Below are 17,828 nucleotides of genomic sequence, written 5' to 3'. Positions count from 1 at the left end.
CCTTATTATTTTAGTGCTTCCACACCCTCAGGTGTATTGACTGCAAGAGACTCTAAGCCCTTATTTATACGTTTATTAAGCCCCGTTAATACTTTGCCTGGGCCTATTTCAATAACACGTTCAACCCCAGCTGCCGCCAAGTACTCAACAGTGCGAGTCCATTGAACTGGACAATAAAGTTGTCTTACTAACGCATTCTTAATTGCGTCGCCTTGTGTCTCAATGGTCACATCGACATTATTAACGATGTTGATTGCAGGTTCGTGAACATTTAAAGAAGATAGCGCTTCTTCTAGCTTGTCTGCAGCAGGGCGCATTAATTCACAGTGCGACGGAACACTTACCGCTAGCGGCAATGCTCGCTTAGCACCAGCCTCTTTACATGCATTGGCAGCTTGCTCTGCAGCGTGTTTTTCACCGGCAATTACCACTTGTCCAGGTGAGTTAAAATTCACTGGAGCAACCACGTCGCCAGTTGCAATGGCTGTTTGTTGGCATATATCTGCTATAGCAGCATCGTCTAGGCCAATAATGGCGTACATGGCACCTGCTCCGGCTGGAACAGCTTCTTGCATGTATTTTCCGCGTGCTTCAACCAACTTAATTGCGTCGGCAAAGTCCATTGCGCCACCACATACCAAAGCAGAGTATTCACCCAAGCTATGGCCTGCTAAATAGCTTACTTCAATACCGTTTTCACGAATAACGCGCCAAATGGCCACACTTGCCGCAAGTAATGCAGGTTGCGTGATATGCGTTTCATTAATCTTACCCTCAGCATCGTTTTGAACGAGTTCCCAAAGGTCATAGCCCAATGCGTCTGACGCTTCTTTAAACGTCGCTTCTATAACAGGAGAGCTTTCTGCCAGCTCTTTTAGCATGCCCACACTTTGTGAGCCCTGCCCTGGAAATACACAGGCTGTCTTCGTCATGTAGATTCCTTATTATTTTTAATTGTTTTCTAGAAACAAAAGAACCAGTAGGTAAAGTTGTATCAGTAGCGCACCAGTGCTGATGCCCACGCAAATCCACCGCCAAAGGCTTCTAGTAATAAATGCTGTCCGCGTTGTATTCTGCCGTCGCGAATAGCCGTATCTAACGCAGTTGGCACGGTTGCGGCAGACGTATTGCCATACTGCTCTAGTGTCATTACCACTTGATCTAATGACATATTAAGCTTTTTCGCGGTAGCTTTAATAATTCTAAAGTTTGCTTGGTGTGGTACTAACCAGTCAAGATCAGATTTTTGCATTCCGTTAGCGGCCAAGGTTTCTTCAACCACTTCCGACAGCTTGGTAACAGCCACTTTGAACACTTCGTTGCCGCGCATTACGCCCCAGTTTTCGTGTACTGACTGTTCATCACCTCGGGTTGGATTACCTACGTATAACAAGTCGCCGTGCGACCCTGATGCATTGATATGCGTGGATAAAATTCCAGGCTCGTCACTGGCTTCTATGATGGTAGCGCCCGCGCCGTCACCGAATAAAATGACCATGGTACGATCTTCAGGGTTAACCAAGCGACTTAAGCAATCGGTACCAACAACAAGAATACGCTTTGCCATGCCAGACTTAATGTATTGGTCGGCCACGCTTAGCGCATAACAATAACCGGCACATGCCGCAGCAACATCAAATGCAGGGATGCCGTCTATATCTAAAATACGTTGAATTTCGCATGCTGTGCTGGGAAGCGCATAGCGACCACTCGTGGTTGCGCACACAATCATGTCGATAGATTTCGGGTCGATGCCAGCCATCTCGATGGCTTTTTTACTGGCTTCTGCACCCATGGTAGCAGCGGTTTCGTCTGCTCCAATAATGCGTCGTTCTTTAATCCCCGTACGATCAGTGATCCACTCATCACTGGTATCTACCATTACTTCTAAATCGGCGTTTGTACGTACTTCACTGGGATAATAGCTACCTGTTCCTATAAAGCGTGAATATTTGCTCAAAGCTGCTCCAACAATACCGTTTCTATCTTTGTTTTTATCTTTTCCGGTAAATGCATTTTCGCTTCTTTCATTGCTTGCACTATGGCGTAATAAAAGGCGTCTTTTTGTGCATTTCCATGACTCTTGATAACAATGCCGCGCAATCCTATCAGACTCGCACCGTTATACTGGTCGGGGTTCACGCTGTTATAGATAGATTTCAGTAATGGGAAAGCAATTTTCGCGAGTAATCGCGTGTAGAAATTTTTTTGTGACTGGCGTTTTACCTCGTTTATCACGAGTTTCGCTAAACCTTCACTAGACTTAAGCGCCACATTTCCAGTGAAGCCATCAGTAACAACCACATCGGCGTGGTCGGTGAAAATATCATCACCTTCAACATATCCAATGTAATTAATACCTGGCGCGTCTTTAAATAGCTGGTCGGCAGATTTTACCTGCGCATTTCCTTTTATGTCTTCTTCACCAACGTTAAGCAGTGCTACTCGTGGCGATGCAATGCCCGCAACTTCTTGTGCAAGTACCGAGCCCATCACGCCATATTGAAACAATATTTCAGGCGTACAGTTAACATTAGCACCAAGGTCGAGCAGGAAGACATTATGATGGCCTGTTGTTGGCATCATATTAATAAGCGCTGGTCTATCAATACCTGAAAGTGTTTTCAGTAAATAGAAAGACAGCGTAAGCAGCGCACCGGTATTCCCTGCGCTTACACATGCATTGGCATCGCCACTTTCAACAAGTTCGATAACCCGGCGCATGGAAGAATCTTTTTTGTGTCTTAATGCTGATGTAGGTGCTTCGCCCATTTCCACTACTTGCGAGCAATGGTTAACAATAACGCGGCTACGCTCTGTTTCGGTTAGGCATTGAATTCCAGCATTAATAATTTGTTCATCGCCACAAAGTGTAAAATTCACATCGGGATGAAGTTGGATAGCCTTGATGGCTGCAGATAGGATAACAGGGGGACCATGATCGCCCCCCATGATATCTAACGCGATGGTTAGTGTAGACAAAATGTAGTCGCCGACTTAAGCGCCGATTACCTTCTTGCCTTTGTAATAACCGTCAGCGGTCACGTGGTGACGACGGTGAGTTTCGCCCGACGTTGAATCGACAGACAAAGTCGCGCCTGTCAATGCATCGTGTGAGCGACGCATACCGCGCTTAGAACGCGTTTTACGATTTTGTTGTACTGCCATAACTTACTCCTGGTCTCGCTTAAGTTCTTTCAAAACCGCGAAAGGGTTTTGTCGCTCCTGTTCCGGTTCAATCTTTCCAAACGACATATCGTCTTGCTTCACTGTACACTCCGACTCTGCATGAAGGGGCACAATTGGCAATGATAATAGTAGCTCGTCTTCAAAAATTTGAAGCAGATTAACTTCTCCGTGGTCGTTGACCTCTACCGGCTCATAAGCCTCGGGAATGATGTCGTCGCTTTCCTGTTCTTCTCCCTGCACTGGAGTAAAACAGAATTCCGCTTCCACGGGGTATTCAAGTTCACCATTACACCTTTGACAGATAAGTGTTACCTGCGTGGCTAAGTGGCCGTGAAAGACAGTAAGACCCTGCGCGTCTTTTTCGAACTGTACTTCTGCGTCCACATAATCACTGCATCGGACAACTGCCTCGCTCAATCGTTCCATATCTTTAGACGCAATCACGCCCCGATAGTCGGAACGTTTCATGGCACTTTTAGTCGGTTCAACCGAATGAGGGAGTTTCACTTTCTGCATAGGGCGCGCATGATATAGCGTCAACCCCTTTGTGTCAAAGCAAAATTACGTTTAAACAGCGAATAAAACACTGTTCGTCAAAGGTAGTGATAATGTAACATTGCCCTATAAATGCAGAACCTGCAACATATTGATTTTCTAAAAGGAGTTCTCGTGACTACTCTTGTGCTTGCATCCTCTTCTCAATATCGAAAAAAGCTGTTAGCGAATATAGGCATAAACGTTGAGACTCACGCACCAGAAATTGATGAAACCCCCATGGTCAATGAGCAGCCTACCGCCCTTTCTTTGCGTCTTGCACAGCAAAAAGCTGAAAAAGTGGCACGTGAGCTAGGTGACGCCGCTAAGAACTGTATTATTATTGGCAGCGATCAGGTAGCACTTGTCGAAACTGAAAACGGCCCACGTTTACTGGGTAAACCAGGTTCTGAAGAAAACGCTGTCGCACAACTCAAAATGTGTCAGGGGAAGCAAGTCTCTTTTTATACCGCACTTTGCCTTCATCATGTCGCTAGTGGTAAAACAGTGAGCCAAGTTGATGAAACTCGTGTTTTCTTTCGTTATAACAGTGATGAAGCGCTGGGTGCCTATGTAAGGAAAGAAAAACCGCTAGATTGTGCAGGAAGTTTTAAAAGCGAAGGAATGGGTGTATTACTTTTCGATAAAATCGAAAGTCGTGATCCAAATAGTTTAGTTGGGTTACCCGTTATGTTGCTTAACGACCTTTTATCGACCCATTTCGATGTTGATTTACTGATGTTAGCTGTTAGCTAGTTGCTAAAAAACGAATAGCTTCAGGTGCGGTGCAATTAATATACTGAAACGGGCGTGATGGACTGGCATGGCAAGCGAAATACCTGCAGCACTAATCAAATAGAGCTGCTTGTAGTTCTTTAATCGAGTGGACCAGCGCAACTGGCTCTAGCGCTTCTAAGTGCACTTGAGCATGCACACCGTACGACACCCCTATTCTATCCATGCCAATAGTTTTGGCCATTTGCATGTCGTAGGTGGTGTCACCAATCATTACTGCATCGCTTGCTTCGAACCCCAGTTCATCGAGCAGTTGCAATAACATATCGGGCGATGGTTTCGATTGTGCTTCATCAGCGGTACGTGACGCACTAAAAAAGGCTCCGGTGTTTGTCTGTTTCCAAGCCCGATCTAGCCCTCTTCGTGCTTTGCCTGTCGCAACGGCTAGCGTGCAGCCAGCAGTTTTCAAACTACTAAGTAGTTTCTCAACATCAGGAAACAATGGGCAAGGTGTTACATCAACGCTAACAAATGCCTCTTTATAGGCTTGAACCAAACGGTCTCCAAGTTCAGAGTCAGTAATCGAGAAGAGCTGCATAATCGCCGGCTTTAGGCTAATACCAATAATATGCCCTACTTCTTCATAAGTGGGTATTGGCATATCACATTGCTTTGCTGCAAGTTGCATGCAGTTCACAATTTTATCGGCAGAATCCATCAACGTGCCGTCCCAATCAAATATAACCAGTTTGTATCGGGGTGATTTATTAGCCGCAAAAACGCTATTTTGACCTAACTGCATAATTATAATGCGCTCAAGGTTTTTGACAGCGCGTCATCAAGAGGTGCCGAAAAGGTAACACGCTCTTCAGTTGCAGGATGAAGTAATGAAATACTACGTGCATGCAGAAACAGCCTGTTTAACCCTTTGCCCTGCATTGCACTATCGAATTCAGTATCGCCATATTTTGGGTCGCAGGCTATCGGATGCCCTGCATGGAGGCAGTGTACTCGAATTTGATGCGTTCGGCCTGTAATCGGAGAAGCCTCCACAAGCGTTGCCCCATCGAATCGTTCGAGAATACGGTAGCGCGTTTCAGAGGGTTTGCCATCGTCACTTACACTCACCATTCGCTCGCCAGATTGCAAAACATTCTTGCGCAAAGGCGCTTTCACTTTAAAACGGTTTTCAGGCCAATCACCCGCTACCAGCGCATTATAACGCTTGTCCATTTTACCTGTGCGAAGCTGCTCGTGCATATGACGAAGCGCTGAGCGCTTTTTAGCGATAAGGATACAGCCAGAGGTGTCTCTATCTAGCCGGTGCACCAGTTCCATAAACTTAGCATCAGGACGAAGTGCACGAAGCCCTTCAATTAAGCCAAAACTTAAACCGCTACCACCGTGAACAGCCATACCAGAAGGTTTGTTAATAACCAGAATACGGTCGTCTTCGAACAAAATGTGCGACTCGAGCGCCGCAATTTTTGCTAGTTTCGGTGAAGGTGCTGGGGCGCCTTCCGACACTCTTACAGGCGGAATTCTTACGAGATCGTCAGCTTGTAACTTGTATTCAGGTTTTACCCTGCCTTTATTTACGCGTACTTCGCCTTTTCGCAAAATACGGTAAATCATACTTTTCGGTACACCTTTTAACTGAGTACGTAGAAAATTATCTATTCTTTGGCCTGCTAAGTCGGCCTCTATCGTTACAAAACGAACTTTTTGGGGAGCTTCATCTTTCATGCGCGCATTATACCCAATGCTAATTCCGCAATATACATAAAGTTTAAAAATGAGGAAAAATGATTGTTTAGCGGCATTTTTTAAACAAGCATTGTGTTTTTGCGTGGTTTAAAATAATTATTATTGAATATTTCCGTGACTCTCCTTGCTTAAATTCGGTATTTGATGCCATAATTATCGCCGTTTTTTACACGAAAATTTTCAGGTAGCAATAAGGGCCAAGAACGGTACAAAAACCAAAAGGCCAGTTACGTGAGTTGCATCGTGAAAAAACAGCAAGACCGATTAAACAACCCGCATGGTTATGCGCTAGTTGTAAGATGCTTGTAAATGAAAAAAGCGTGATTTAGATGTCGGTGGCATCAGCAATGAAAAACATTTTCATACCGACCGAGCTAGAGAGGCAACGACTACACTGCCGTAATAAAGCTGAATCACTGCTTGCGAACATAAAATAAGTTTGCCGTTTAGCTAACAGAATTAAATGACAATCAAGCGAAAGATAGTTTCGTTTGTAACAATGAATACAGTAACAAGGGCTTGTCGCTCCCGACATCCTAAACGCAGTGTGACATTGGCTTTTCGTATACTAGAGCGCAGCAGTAATTGCGCCAGCATACTCAGCCTAAGCGCTTACTAAGCAATCATCAGCAAAGCGCTGGTTTAAGTAGCAAAGTCACCCACCAAGGATAATGCGACGTTACAACAAGGTCCCCGTCCAGCCGTGAGGTTGCGCGGTGAGGGTTTGCACATGTCACTTTAATTTTGTGTCTTAACGGCTGTACTAAAACAGAGTTAGATACAATGAAAAGAATGTTAATTAATGCAACTCAGCAAGAAGAGTTGCGTGTTGCCCTTGTTGATGGGCAGCGACTGTACGATTTAGATATTGAAAGCCCAGGACACGAGCAAAAGAAAGCCAATATCTACAAAGGCAAAATAACCCGCGTAGAACCTAGTTTAGAAGCTGCTTTTGTTGACTACGGCGCAGAGCGTCATGGTTTCCTACCCCTCAAAGAAATTGCCCGCACCTACTTCCCCAAAGGTTACAAATTCGAAGGCCGCCCAAACATCAAAGATGTGATTAAAGAAGGCCAAGAAGTTATTGTTCAAATCGACAAAGAAGAACGTGGCCAGAAAGGCGCCGCACTTACTACGTTCTTATCGCTAGCAGGTAGTTACCTTGTATTGATGCCAAACAACCCTCGCGCAGGCGGAATCTCACGCAGAATCGAAGGCGATGAGCGCACAGAACTTAAAGAGTCACTAAGCAAATTAGACCTTCCTGACGGTATGGGTTTGATTGTTCGTACTGCGGGCGTTGGGAAGTCGTACGAAGAGTTAGAGTGGGATTTAAAAGTTCTACTTAAACATTGGGAAGCCATTTCTGAGGTTGCAGAACAGCGCGAAGCGCCGTTCTTAATTCACCAAGAAAGTAACGTCATTGTTCGTGCAATTCGTGACTATCTACGTCGTGATATTGGTGAAATCCTTATCGATAAAACGAGCATTTATGAGCAAGCACTTCAGCACATTCAGCTAGTGCGCCCAGACTTTGCTAACCGCGTAAAATTATACCGCGGTGAAGTGCCTTTGTTCAGCCATTATCAAATTGAAAGTCAGATTGAGTCTGCGTTCCAACGTGAAGTTCGTCTTCCATCGGGTGGATCAATTGTTATCGATCCTACAGAAGCACTTACCTCTATTGATATCAACTCTGCCCGTGCTACCAAAGGTGGCGATATTGAAGAGACTGCGCTCAACACCAACCTTGAAGCTGCTGACGAAATTGCACGTCAATTGCGTTTACGCGACTTAGGTGGCTTGGTAGTTATCGACTTTATTGACATGACGCCTGTTCGCCACCAGCGCGAAGTTGAAAACAGAATGAAAGACGCGGTAAGAAGCGACCGTGCACGCGTTCAGCTAGGCCGTATCTCTCGCTTTGGTCTTCTTGAGATGTCACGCCAGCGCTTGAGACCTTCTTTGGGTGAGTCTGCACACATTGTATGCCCTCGCTGTTCTGGTCATGGCACCATTCGCGGTACGGAGTCTTTAGCACTGTCTATTCTTCGTATTCTTGAAGAAGAGAGCATTAAAGAAAACACTGGGCAGATTGAAGCGCAGCTTCCAGTGCCAGTTGCAACTTATCTTCTCAACGAGAAGCGTAAATCAATTCAGCTTCTAGAAAAACGCCACGGTGTTGACTTACTATTAATTCCTAACGCAAACCTTGATACACCTCACTACCAAGTGCTTCGTCGTCGTCCAGATGACGTGGTATCAGAAGCAAGTTATGACGTTGAATTGATGCCAGCAGTTGAGGCAGAAACAGAAACCACAACTACAGCACCTGTTAAGCGTGAAGAGCCTGCACTAAAAGGTTTAGTGGCACCAACAGCAGCACCAGTGGTAGCGCCTAAAGAAGAAAAGGTACAGGCGGAAGATGGCCCTTCTCTGTTTGCGCGAATTGGCAAGTGGTTTAGCGACTTATTGAGCTCTGAAAGCGAAGAAGACAACAAGCAAAGCAAAAAGAAACAGTCTAATAACCGTGGCAAAAATGCACGCAATCGCAACAACGACGACCGTCGCCGTAAGCCTCGCAATAAGAACAATCGCCGTAATAATCAGTCTTCACAAGGTAAAGACGGTGAGCAGCAAGACAACCGTAAGTCACGCAACGAACAACGTTCTGAGCAAGATGACAAGCGTAATAACAGAGGCCGTAAGCAGCGTAACAAGCCTCAACAGCAACGCGATGAACAGCAAAAGCCAAAGCACGAAAGTAATGATAACGAACAGCAGGAAAACCAAACGCAGAAGAAACGCGAGGTTGCTGAGCGTAGAAAACGTCGTGACAAACGTCGCAGTGTTCGTGTTAAGAAAGACGAAAACGGTCAAACTGTAACCGAGCAGCCGCAGCAAAAGCCAAAGGCTTCGGAAGCGAAAAAAGAGGTTCAGAAAGGCCAAGCGCAAGAAGCGTCAAAGCCTGAAGATCAAAACAACGTAAAAACCGAAGTTGCAGTAGAAAAGGCAGCAGAAAACAAAGCTACTAAACCTGATGCTACAAATGTAGTTGAAGCAAACGAAGCACCTGCACAAACAGCTGATGTACAAAATGCTACAGAAGCTAATGTGAAAGAGGCAGACGTTACCTCAGTTGAGTCTTCTGCTATTAACACAACTAACGCAGACGTTGCTGATGCTACAGATGCTAACGATGACGCAGCGAAAGCTGATGACGAAAACGGTCAAAAGCGTGAAGGTCGCGGTCGCTCGCGTCGTTCTCCACGTCACGTAAGAGCTGCAGGCCAACGCCGTAAGAAAGAAGCACAACAGGGTGACAGCGCCGACGTTGCGCAAACTCAAGCAGAGCAACCAGGGCTACTTGAACCTGCGACAGGAGAAAGTAAAGAGGTAGACAATACAACGTCTAGCAACAATGCTCCTGTTGTTGAAGAAACTCAGGCAACTGAACCGGGCAAGCTTGAAGCAGCACCTGCTAAAGAAGCTGCTGAGAAAGAAGCCGAGCAAGTAGCTAAGAAGGTAGCGCCGAAAGCAGCTAACGTTGAAGTTGTTCAAGATGAGCTTCAATTTGATGCTCCTGAGAGCGATTCAAGCGAAAGCACCAGTGATGAAAGCTCAGATGACGTTACAGCTCAGCCAGATGTAGAAAGCGCTGCTGATGTACCTGCTAATGAAGATGTAAATACAGCACCTGAAGTGGAAACCGAGGCATCATCGCAAAACGATGTGAAGCCAGAGCAAGTTGAGATTAACTTATCTGAACAAGCATCGGAAGAAGCTGTAAAGGCAGAAGACACGGCAACACAGCAAGAAGTTAAAGAAGATGGCATTTCAGAAGCGCCTGCTACTGAAAAGACTTCTGCACAGACTTTTGCAACACCTGCTGGTGATATTAACTCAGCGCTTGCAGCAAGCGGTAAAGGCAAACGTCGCGCTTCACACCCTATGGCTCTGCCAGTTGAAGTTAACGATACGTTTGTTGATGTTGCGCTTACTGCCAAAAGCGATGAAGCTCGACCTGCTTTAGTAGTATCAGGTAAAACAGCTGCTATTGCTAAAGCTACGTCGAAAGCGTCGGCGCCAACTACACTTCCGACAAGTGTAGATAGCTAAAAGCCAAAGTAACGCTAAAAAAACGCCAAAACTTGAAAAGCCGCTTAACAGCGGCTTTTTTATTTGGGCATGATCCGTCAGTATATCCAGTGAACTGTACGGGGCGTAAGTAGGAGTTATTCAATGCGTGTTCAACAGCAGCATATAGACTGGCTTAAGAGGCTATGCAACGTAAACGTAACGTCTACAACGTTAATTCAAACGTTGTGGAGTGGTTACGGAGAATGTTTTAGAGCAACATTAGAACACTCTTCTGCACAAACATCACAGCTTAAGCTGCCTACCGCTGTGGTAGTAAAGTGTGCCAGCCCAGCCAATGCCACTAGCCATCCTAGAGGATGGAATAACAACACAGGTCACCAGCGTAAGTTGCAGTCTTTTATTATAGAGAAGGCATTTTATAAATACCTACAGCCACTTACTTCACCACAATGCTATGTGCCAAAGCATGTGGCTAGCGAATCTAAAAACGGAAACACAATGCTTGTTATGGAAGACCTAGCAACCATTGGTTTTTCTCATTGCGCATCGTCACTGTCTATTACGCAATCTGAAACCGTACTGCAATGGCTAGCTGCCTTTCATGCGCAATTTCTTGTTAAGCGTGATGCAATACACAAAAATGAGGTAGAAGTGTGGCAACAAGGCACCTATTGGCACTTAGCAACAAGAATGGATGAACTTGCTGCCATGCCCGACTGCGAACTAAAACATAAAGCGCACGAACTAGATAAAGCGTTGAATAATTGTAGTTATCAAACACTCGTGCATGGTGATGCAAAGGTTGCCAACTTCTGCTTTACCGAGAATTTTGAAAACTGCGCTGCCGTCGATTTTCAATATGTTGGTTATGGTGTAGGCATAAAAGATGTGGCTTACTTTTTGGGCAGCGCACTAACAACCGATGAACAAACAACCTATTTGACACACCTATTAACGATATACTTTGAAACATTGAAAAACGCACTTCGCACCCGTAACACGCAATTGGAAAACCAGTCCCCTTCAACGCCAACGCCCTACCCAGTTTCGGTATTCTCTGAAAACGAAATAGCGGAAATCGAAAGACAATGGCGTGGGTTATTTAGTTTTGCTTGCGCTGATTTTCACCGATTTTTATCGGGTTGGAGCCCCGGGCATTGGAAAATAGACCGCTTACTTCAAGAGCAAACTGCTACCGCACTTGCACAAATGTAATGCGACAGTGTAGAAACTTACACAATTCCAAGTACAAAGAGTTGCATAACGTGCACTTTTCGCCGGCATTACACGTATTTAATATATTCTTTATGCCGTTACGTAATGTTTATGTACAAACGCAAGTTATACCTATTTGGTCTGCTATCCACTTTTATTCTACTTATTGCTCTTGCCAGCGCAGCCGTTTCTGCTCATCTAACGCGGGCAAACCTTAAACAAAGTCAGCTTGCACAATCGCTTCTTTCAGAGCACCAGCAGCTCTCTAGTATCTCGTACCGCCTGTTTAAACAGTTAACCGATGAGCTTATTTTTGGCAAAAATGCTAATCAGGCCAAAGTTCGAAACAAGCAACAGCAAATACAACAATCTCTTGTGCGTATAAAACAGTTCGAACTTGCCCAACGCGAAGCGCTTGGTATTGAAGCTACACAAGGCAGCGTAGAAGATACTGACGAGCTTGAGGCATTAATTGCCGAGATTGTAAACGAGTTTAGAGCCATTGCGCAAAGTAACGATTCAGCACCACTGTATGAACAACAACGTTTGCAAACGTTGCTTGAATCGACGATTGATAATCAGTTTAGAGAAGCAATTAACTCGGCAGTAACTCGTCAAACCCGCGTGGTGTCGGGGATTAACGCAAGTATTGAAACCCTTAATACCAGTATTGTGTGGTTTACTATTTGCCTTGGCATTATCACCTGCCCGTTTATTTTGCTTGGCTGTTATTGGCTGTTTAACTCTCTTTATCAACCTTTAACGGTAATAAGAACAGGCACAGATGCCATTGCATCAGGCAATTATGACTACCGGCTTCCAGAGACCTTGGACGATGAGTTTACCGACTTAGTGAAGGCGTTAAATTCTATGATCACAAGGCTGGCTGAACACGAAGACAAAGCCGATGCCTACAGAAAACAACTTGAGTTTGAAGTAGAAACTAGAACACGAGCGCTCAAAGAGGCCAACAGTAAACTCACGCAAATTGATGCTAAACGACGCCAATTTATGGCAGACGTAAGTCACGAGCTAAGAACACCGCTAACCATTATACGCGGCGAAGCACAGGTAACGTTAAGACAGCGTTCAGCAACTAACGAAATTTACCAAGAGACGTTAGAAACGGTGCTAGAACAAGCCATTAACCTAAGCAAACTTGTTGATGACCTATTGCTTTTAGCGCGTGCAGAAATGCACGAGTTTACGCTCGACCTTTCAAAAACAAATCTGCAAAGCCTGTTAGAACAGCAAACCTCAACATGGCAAAAAGTCACTAAGCCCAGAGAATTTAAACTTGAATGGGCAGTGAATCGCAACGTGCATGTATTTATCGATGAAGGACGCCTTTTACAAACTCTCACTATTCTTATTGAAAATGCGCACAAGTATTCTCACGAAGGACAGCCTATTACGCTAAAAGTGAGTTCAAATAACGACTGGGTTACGCTTTCTGTTATCGATATTGGCGATGGTATTTCATCTGGCGACCTAGAGCACGTATTTGAACGCTTTGTACGACTTAAACGAAAAGGTGATGGAATGGGGCTTGGGCTATCCATTGCTAAAGCCATTGCTGAGGCCCATGGCGGAAAGCTTGAAGCACGCTCCACCTTAGGAAAAGGCTCTGAATTTATGCTTGCTATTAAAGCATCGCCAGACAGTGAATAAACAAAAAGAAATACCCTTTTATAGTTATTGAAAAAATTTTAAAGAAGAGACACAAGTAATGAAAATCCTGATTGCCGACGATGAAGCCCCTTTATTGCGATTTTTATCCAGAGGGTTAAGTGCAGAAGGCTATGAATGTGTGGAAGAAAGTGCGTTACATAACCTTGTTACTCGTATAAAACAAGAAGCACCGGCTATTGCTGTGCTCGACCGCATGTTTGGTGACGAGGATAGCGTAGAACTACTTTCGACAATTAAAGCTATGCCTAACGCACCTATGGTGCTTTTACTTACCGCCGTAGACGAAGTAAAAGAACGGGTTCACGGTTTAAAGTTAGGTGCTGACGACTATCTTTGTAAACCTTTTGATTTTGATGAATTATTGGCGCGTATAACTGCATTGAGCAGGCGTGCCAATGTAATGGTTGAAGCTCCGACGTTACAAATAGGCCCTTTGAAAATTGACGAGGAGTCTCGAATTGCCATGCTGAACAATGAAGAGCTTACACTGACCAAGCTTGAGTATGACATGCTTTATTATTTTGCAGAAAACGCTGAAAAAGTATTGTCACGCGAGCGTATTTTAAGCCGTGTTTGGCGCAGCCACAGCGATCCACTTACCAATGTTGTCGATGTCTATATTAGCCGACTCCGCCAAAAGCTGAGTAGCGCAGATGATATAGCCATTGAAACGTTGAGAGGTAATGGTTACCGACTAAGTACAAAAAAAGCCCAGACTAGCAATTAGCCTGGGCGTCGTGCGTTAGGTGCAAAATAATATATGCTAATTCAAAGTTGTTACAGTACATTAGCAAGGAGTGTCTGAAGCACTGTACCTTTGGACCCAACACGAAGGAACACACTGGGTAGCATCTCGGTAACCGCTTGAAATACTACGCACTTAAACTGGCTATGACTTGTCACCTACATTAAAGGAACATTAACACAGCATTAAACTGCGCGTTTCATATCGATATGAGGAATACCGTCCTCTAAGTACATCTGCGATTTACTCACAAAACCAAACCCTTCGTAAAACCGCTTTAGATACTCTTGTGCGCCTATTTCAATGGCATGTGTTGGCCAAATGCTTTCGCAATGAGAAATTGCCTCAGCCATTAATAGTTTTCCCATACCACTTCCGCGGTGGTCTTCTTTCGTGGCCACACGCCCTATGCTTGCAGAGGGGTAACTTACACCTGGGGCAAGTAAGCGCGCGCACGCCACAAGAGTGTCGCCTTTAAAACCCATAAGATGTCGAGATTCGGCGTGACGATCTTTCTCGTCCAATTCTGGGTATGCACAGTTTTGCTCCACAACAAACACGTCCACACGCAGCTTCAACAGCTCGAAAAGCTCATTTGTCGTTAACTCTTTAAATTGCTTTGCCTGCCAAGAAATCATGCTTGCCCACACTTAAAATATTAGTACTACAAAGAGTATGGGATATTGCCAAAGCTATTGCTTAATTCAAGTTTTGTTTTAGTTAAAACACAGCTGAACACTTCTACCCTTTTACACATGGACTAGTTCAAAAAATTTTTAAACCCCTTTAGAAGTAGTTAAACGTTATTGGGGAATAATAAAAAAGATTCAGGAAGACGATATAAGAAATTGCTGAAAAGCAATATAGAACAAGTAGTTGATAATTAACAATAGCTCATGACTGCGCCGAAAAAAACGAACAGATGCACGAACGTAGCCAATAACATTACTTAATACCTTTAATTGCTTCTATTAGGAGTTAAAGGTTTAAGTAAACTTACCTATCAAATGCAAGCGATTGAAATATAAAGCATATTCAAAAAACAGCTTGAATAAGGTTAAGGAATATCTATCCGTTAAAAACCCCTTTAATGTGATCATGGCAATGCGAAAAATTGCGCTTCACACTTACACACTGTTTTGCCATTAGTGCAAAGGCAGTAGTGATAATGATGTGAATGAAAATAATGAAAACTACAAAGGGAAAATGACGTGAAAACATCATTAACTGTATTATCTGCAGGAATTATCGCTGCACTTTCTTCAACTGCAATCCAAGCTAACGATTTAGTTATCAGTGGTGTTATTGATGGCCCGTTAAGTGGGGGTGTTCCAAAAGCGGTTGAACTTTTCGTGGTCAACGACATAGCAGATTTATCTACCTATGGTCTTGGTTCTGCAAACAACGGTGGCGGCACTGACGGTGAAGAGTTCACTTTCCCGGCTGGTACTTCTGCAACCGCTGGCACCTATATTTATGTGGCATCGGAAATTGATGGCTTTACTGCATTCTTCGGTTCAGCCCCAGATTACGATACATCATCAATGGGTATTAATGGCGATGACGCAGTTGAGCTATTTAAAGATGGCAACGTTATTGACACCTTTGGCGACATCAACACAGACGGAAGCGGTACCGCATGGGAATACCTCGACGGTTGGGCGTATCGCACGTCAGGTCAAACTGCAAATGGTGGCAGTTTCGATGCGTCTAACTGGACGTACAGTGGTGTTAACGCACTTGATGGTTCGAGCACAAACGCAGGCGCAACAACGCCCTTCCCAACAGGCACGTTTACCACCGAAGGTGGTGGTGAGGTAGTAGAAGTTCCTGAGGAGCCTGTTGTAGAGCTTGGCGTATGTGGTGATGACGCCACACTCATAAGCGCTATTCAAGGCAACGAAAGCAGCTCTGCTGAAGTTGGCAACAATGTTATTATCGAGGCTATCGTTACGGGCACTCGTGCAGGCGGCTTCTTCGTACAGGAAGAAACATCAGATTACGATGCAGACGACTCCACCTCTGAAGGCCTTTTCGTACAAGGTAGCGTTGAAGTTGAGACCGGTAATGCTGTGCGCCTTTATGGTGAAGTAGAAGAAAACTACGGTATGACAACTCTTGCTATGGACAGTGATGTAGCTGCACTTGATTGTGGCACCGCAGACGCCGTATCGGCAGTTGAGCTCTCTATGCCCTATCAGCTTGACCTAGAAACGGTTGAAGGCATGGTTGTGAGTGTTACAGATGCAACGGTAACAAGCACAAACAATCTGTGGCGTTTTGGTGAAGTAGTTGTTAGCGATACTATTAAACGTCAACCAAGCGACGTAGCAGCTCCACTTTCTGAGGCGTACGTGGCGGCTGAAGAAGCGAGCGAGACTAGCCTTCTGACAATTGAAGACAACAGCAGCTCTCAATACCCAGACGCACTAAATTATTTCCCTAATTTTAGCTATGCCAACGCTATCCGTATTGGTGATTCTGTTTCTGCATCTGGCCCGTTAAACTACAGTTTTGGTACTTTCAGAATTAACCCTAGCGACATTATTGAAGTAACCTCTACTCGTGAAGCTAACCCTGTTGTTACAGAGGGCAACCTATCAATTGCAACGTTCAACGTCCTTAACTACTTTAATGGCGAAGTAGATACAAATGGTGAGGTGACATTCGATTTTGATGGCAATCGTGGTGCACGTAATGCTGCAGCCTTCGATTTGCAACAAGGCCGTATTGTTGAAGCAATCGTTAACCTAAATGCCGATGTTGTCGGTTTAATGGAAATCGAAAACGATGGTTTCGGTGAAGATAGTGCAATTCAATCTCTTGTTAATGCTATCAATGCTGAACTTGGTGAAACAGAGCAGTACTCATTTATTGCAACCAGTGATAACAGTGAAATTGGAACAGATGCCATTACCGTTGGCTTGTTGTTCAAGGCTTCAGTAGTAACGCCAGAAAATGATGCTATAGTTGTGGCCATGCCAGAACAGCAGCTTGAAGAAGATAGATTGGCACGCATGCGTCCAAGCCTTCTTCAATCGTTTGTACACATTGAAAGCGGTAAATCGTTTCTTGTTGCGGTAAATCACTTTAAATCCAAGGGTGGTAAATGCGCTGAAGACGCTGCAGAGTCACCTTCAGAGATCACTACTATTCAAGGTAGCTGTAATGCCCTTCGTGTATCAGCTGCTATTACGCTTGGCAATGCGTTAAACGATGAAACGTTACCGGAGCGCAAGATTATCTTGGGCGACTTAAACGCTTACAGTGCTGAAGATCCTGTAGCTGTGCTTACTGACTACTCGCCAGAGTCTCGCGGCTACACCATCACAACAGCGATTAACACAGGTATGGACGAAGGTTCATCAGTGGAAATCGGTTCTGGTTTTGGCTATCACAACTTAGCTGAAGAATTCGATGCAGAAGGTTTTTCATATTGGTTCCATGGTACTCAGCAGGTAGGTAGTTTAGATCACGTATTGGCAAGTGACGCCATGCTTGCAGACGCCATTGACGGTACACACTGGAATATCAACTCAGTTGAAGCCTACCAGCTGCAATACGACCAAGCGCTTCGTTTTTACGCAGATGAAGACGGCTATGCCTTTACTGACGTGGGGCCGTTTAGAAGCTCAGACCACGACCCATTCATTGCTACCTTCGATTTACAAGCTGACGTTGTTGAAGAGGATGACGTGCCAAGTGACGATAGCTCGGGTGGAGCAATGGGAGGAATTCTTGCTCTGCTAGCTGCAGTGGTTGGCTTTCGTCGTCGCGCTAGTACTGCTAAAAAATAAGAAGTAAAAGTATCAAGCACACGAACACTTAGTGTGCTTATTCCACAAAAAAG

General features: G+C 44.7%; 14 protein-coding genes. 6 read left to right on the top strand and 8 right to left on the bottom strand.

The genetic code is table 11. The features are described 5' to 3' along the window. Positions 1-5 precede the first annotated feature (5 nt). From fabD to yceD, 5 genes are all read right to left on the bottom strand, one after another. Positions 6-932 carry an ACP S-malonyltransferase gene (fabD, locus tag ACGHAV_RS00730; RefSeq protein ID WP_390375094.1) on the bottom strand — a complete coding sequence of 309 codons (927 nt, stop codon included), beginning with the start codon at positions 930-932 and terminating at the stop codon, positions 6-8. 62 nt (positions 933-994) lie between these two features. Beyond that, on the bottom strand, positions 995-1,960 hold the full coding sequence (locus tag ACGHAV_RS00725; RefSeq protein WP_334015189.1) for a beta-ketoacyl-ACP synthase III: 966 nt from the start codon (positions 1,958-1,960) through the stop codon (positions 995-997). Further along, a complete protein-coding gene (plsX, locus tag ACGHAV_RS00720) occupies positions 1,957-2,982 on the bottom strand; it encodes a phosphate acyltransferase PlsX (RefSeq protein WP_390375090.1) in 1,026 nt (341 codons plus the stop codon). Before plsX ends, ACGHAV_RS00725 begins: the two co-directional genes overlap by 4 nt. 15 nt (positions 2,983-2,997) lie before the next feature. After that, complete coding sequence (gene rpmF / locus ACGHAV_RS00715; protein ID WP_012518206.1) at positions 2,998-3,168, bottom strand: 50S ribosomal protein L32; 171 nt, start codon at positions 3,166-3,168, stop codon at positions 2,998-3,000. 3 nt (positions 3,169-3,171) lie between these two features. After that, positions 3,172-3,705, bottom strand: coding sequence for a 23S rRNA accumulation protein YceD (yceD, locus tag ACGHAV_RS00710; RefSeq protein WP_390375085.1), 534 nt, complete (start codon positions 3,703-3,705; stop codon positions 3,172-3,174). 153 nt (positions 3,706-3,858) lie between these two features. Between yceD and ACGHAV_RS00705 the strand changes: the two genes are divergently transcribed. Then, positions 3,859-4,479: a Maf family protein gene (locus ACGHAV_RS00705; protein ID WP_390375082.1), complete on the top strand. Its 621-nt coding sequence runs from the start codon at positions 3,859-3,861 to the stop codon at positions 4,477-4,479. Between the two features lie 91 nt (positions 4,480-4,570). On the opposite strand, the gene ACGHAV_RS00700 is transcribed toward ACGHAV_RS00705, so the two are convergent. Together ACGHAV_RS00700 and rluC are read right to left on the bottom strand one after the other, a co-directional pair. Beyond that, positions 4,571-5,260, bottom strand: a complete 690-nt coding sequence (locus ACGHAV_RS00700) for an HAD family hydrolase (protein WP_390375079.1) — start codon at positions 5,258-5,260, stop codon at positions 4,571-4,573. A 2-nt stretch (positions 5,261-5,262) separates the two neighbouring features. Further along, on the bottom strand, positions 5,263-6,204 hold the full coding sequence (rluC, locus tag ACGHAV_RS00695; protein WP_390375076.1) for a 23S rRNA pseudouridine(955/2504/2580) synthase RluC: 942 nt from the start codon (positions 6,202-6,204) through the stop codon (positions 5,263-5,265). Positions 6,205-7,008: 804 nt separating this feature from the next. Here rluC and rne point away from each other — a divergent pair. The 4 genes from rne to ACGHAV_RS00675 all read left to right on the top strand — a co-directional run bounded on the left by rne (position 7,009) and on the right by ACGHAV_RS00675 (position 13,960). Continuing rightward, on the top strand, positions 7,009-10,344 hold the full coding sequence (gene rne, locus ACGHAV_RS00690; protein WP_390375073.1) for a ribonuclease E: 3,336 nt from the start codon (positions 7,009-7,011) through the stop codon (positions 10,342-10,344). 123 nt (positions 10,345-10,467) lie between these two features. Further along, on the top strand, positions 10,468-11,541 hold the full coding sequence (locus ACGHAV_RS00685; RefSeq protein ID WP_390375070.1) for an oxidoreductase family protein: 1,074 nt from the start codon (positions 10,468-10,470) through the stop codon (positions 11,539-11,541). Between the two features lie 111 nt (positions 11,542-11,652). Further along, entirely contained in the window at positions 11,653-13,212 is a 1,560-nt protein-coding gene (locus ACGHAV_RS00680) for an ATP-binding protein (protein ID WP_390375067.1), read from the top strand. A gap of 58 nt (positions 13,213-13,270) precedes the next feature. Then, positions 13,271-13,960, top strand: coding sequence for a response regulator transcription factor (locus ACGHAV_RS00675; protein ID WP_390375064.1), 690 nt, complete (start codon positions 13,271-13,273; stop codon positions 13,958-13,960). Positions 13,961-14,163: 203 nt separating this feature from the next. Here ACGHAV_RS00675 and ACGHAV_RS00670 read toward each other — a convergent pair whose 3' ends face one another. Further along, entirely contained in the window at positions 14,164-14,616 is a 453-nt protein-coding gene (locus tag ACGHAV_RS00670; protein ID WP_390375061.1) for a GNAT family N-acetyltransferase, read from the bottom strand. A 573-nt stretch (positions 14,617-15,189) separates the two neighbouring features. Between ACGHAV_RS00670 and ACGHAV_RS00665 the strand changes: the two genes are divergently transcribed. Continuing rightward, positions 15,190-17,775 carry an ExeM/NucH family extracellular endonuclease gene (locus ACGHAV_RS00665; RefSeq protein WP_390375057.1) on the top strand — a complete coding sequence of 862 codons (2,586 nt, stop codon included), beginning with the start codon at positions 15,190-15,192 and terminating at the stop codon, positions 17,773-17,775. The last annotated feature ends 53 nt before the right edge of the window (positions 17,776-17,828 follow it).

The sequence above is a fragment of the Alteromonas sp. MTD1 genome (assembly GCF_042848195.1).
GTDB lineage: Bacteria > Pseudomonadota > Gammaproteobacteria > Enterobacterales > Alteromonadaceae > Alteromonas.
The sequence above is the reverse complement of the archived record's forward strand: the minus strand, read 5'-3'. Positions and strand labels throughout refer to the sequence as shown.

Bases quoted from the DNA above. Each gene is read 5' to 3' on its own strand.
- ACGHAV_RS00685 (WP_390375070.1), top strand. From the start codon at position 10,468: ATGCGTGTTCAACAGCAGCATATAGACTGGCTTAAGAGGCTATGCAAC.
- ACGHAV_RS00700 (WP_390375079.1), bottom strand. From the start codon at position 5,260: ATGCAGTTAGGTCAAAATAGCGTTTTTGCGGCTAATAAATCACCCCGA.
- ACGHAV_RS00680 (WP_390375067.1), top strand. From the start codon at position 11,653: ATGTACAAACGCAAGTTATACCTATTTGGTCTGCTATCCACTTTTATT.
- ACGHAV_RS00675 (WP_390375064.1), top strand. From the start codon at position 13,271: ATGAAAATCCTGATTGCCGACGATGAAGCCCCTTTATTGCGATTTTTA.
- rluC (WP_390375076.1), bottom strand. From the start codon at position 6,204: ATGAAAGATGAAGCTCCCCAAAAAGTTCGTTTTGTAACGATAGAGGCC.
- fabD (WP_390375094.1), bottom strand. From the start codon at position 932: ATGACGAAGACAGCCTGTGTATTTCCAGGGCAGGGCTCACAAAGTGTG.
- yceD (WP_390375085.1), bottom strand. From the start codon at position 3,705: ATGCAGAAAGTGAAACTCCCTCATTCGGTTGAACCGACTAAAAGTGCC.
- ACGHAV_RS00670 (WP_390375061.1), bottom strand. From the start codon at position 14,616: ATGATTTCTTGGCAGGCAAAGCAATTTAAAGAGTTAACGACAAATGAG.
- rpmF (WP_012518206.1), bottom strand. From the start codon at position 3,168: ATGGCAGTACAACAAAATCGTAAAACGCGTTCTAAGCGCGGTATGCGT.
- rne (WP_390375073.1), top strand. From the start codon at position 7,009: ATGAAAAGAATGTTAATTAATGCAACTCAGCAAGAAGAGTTGCGTGTT.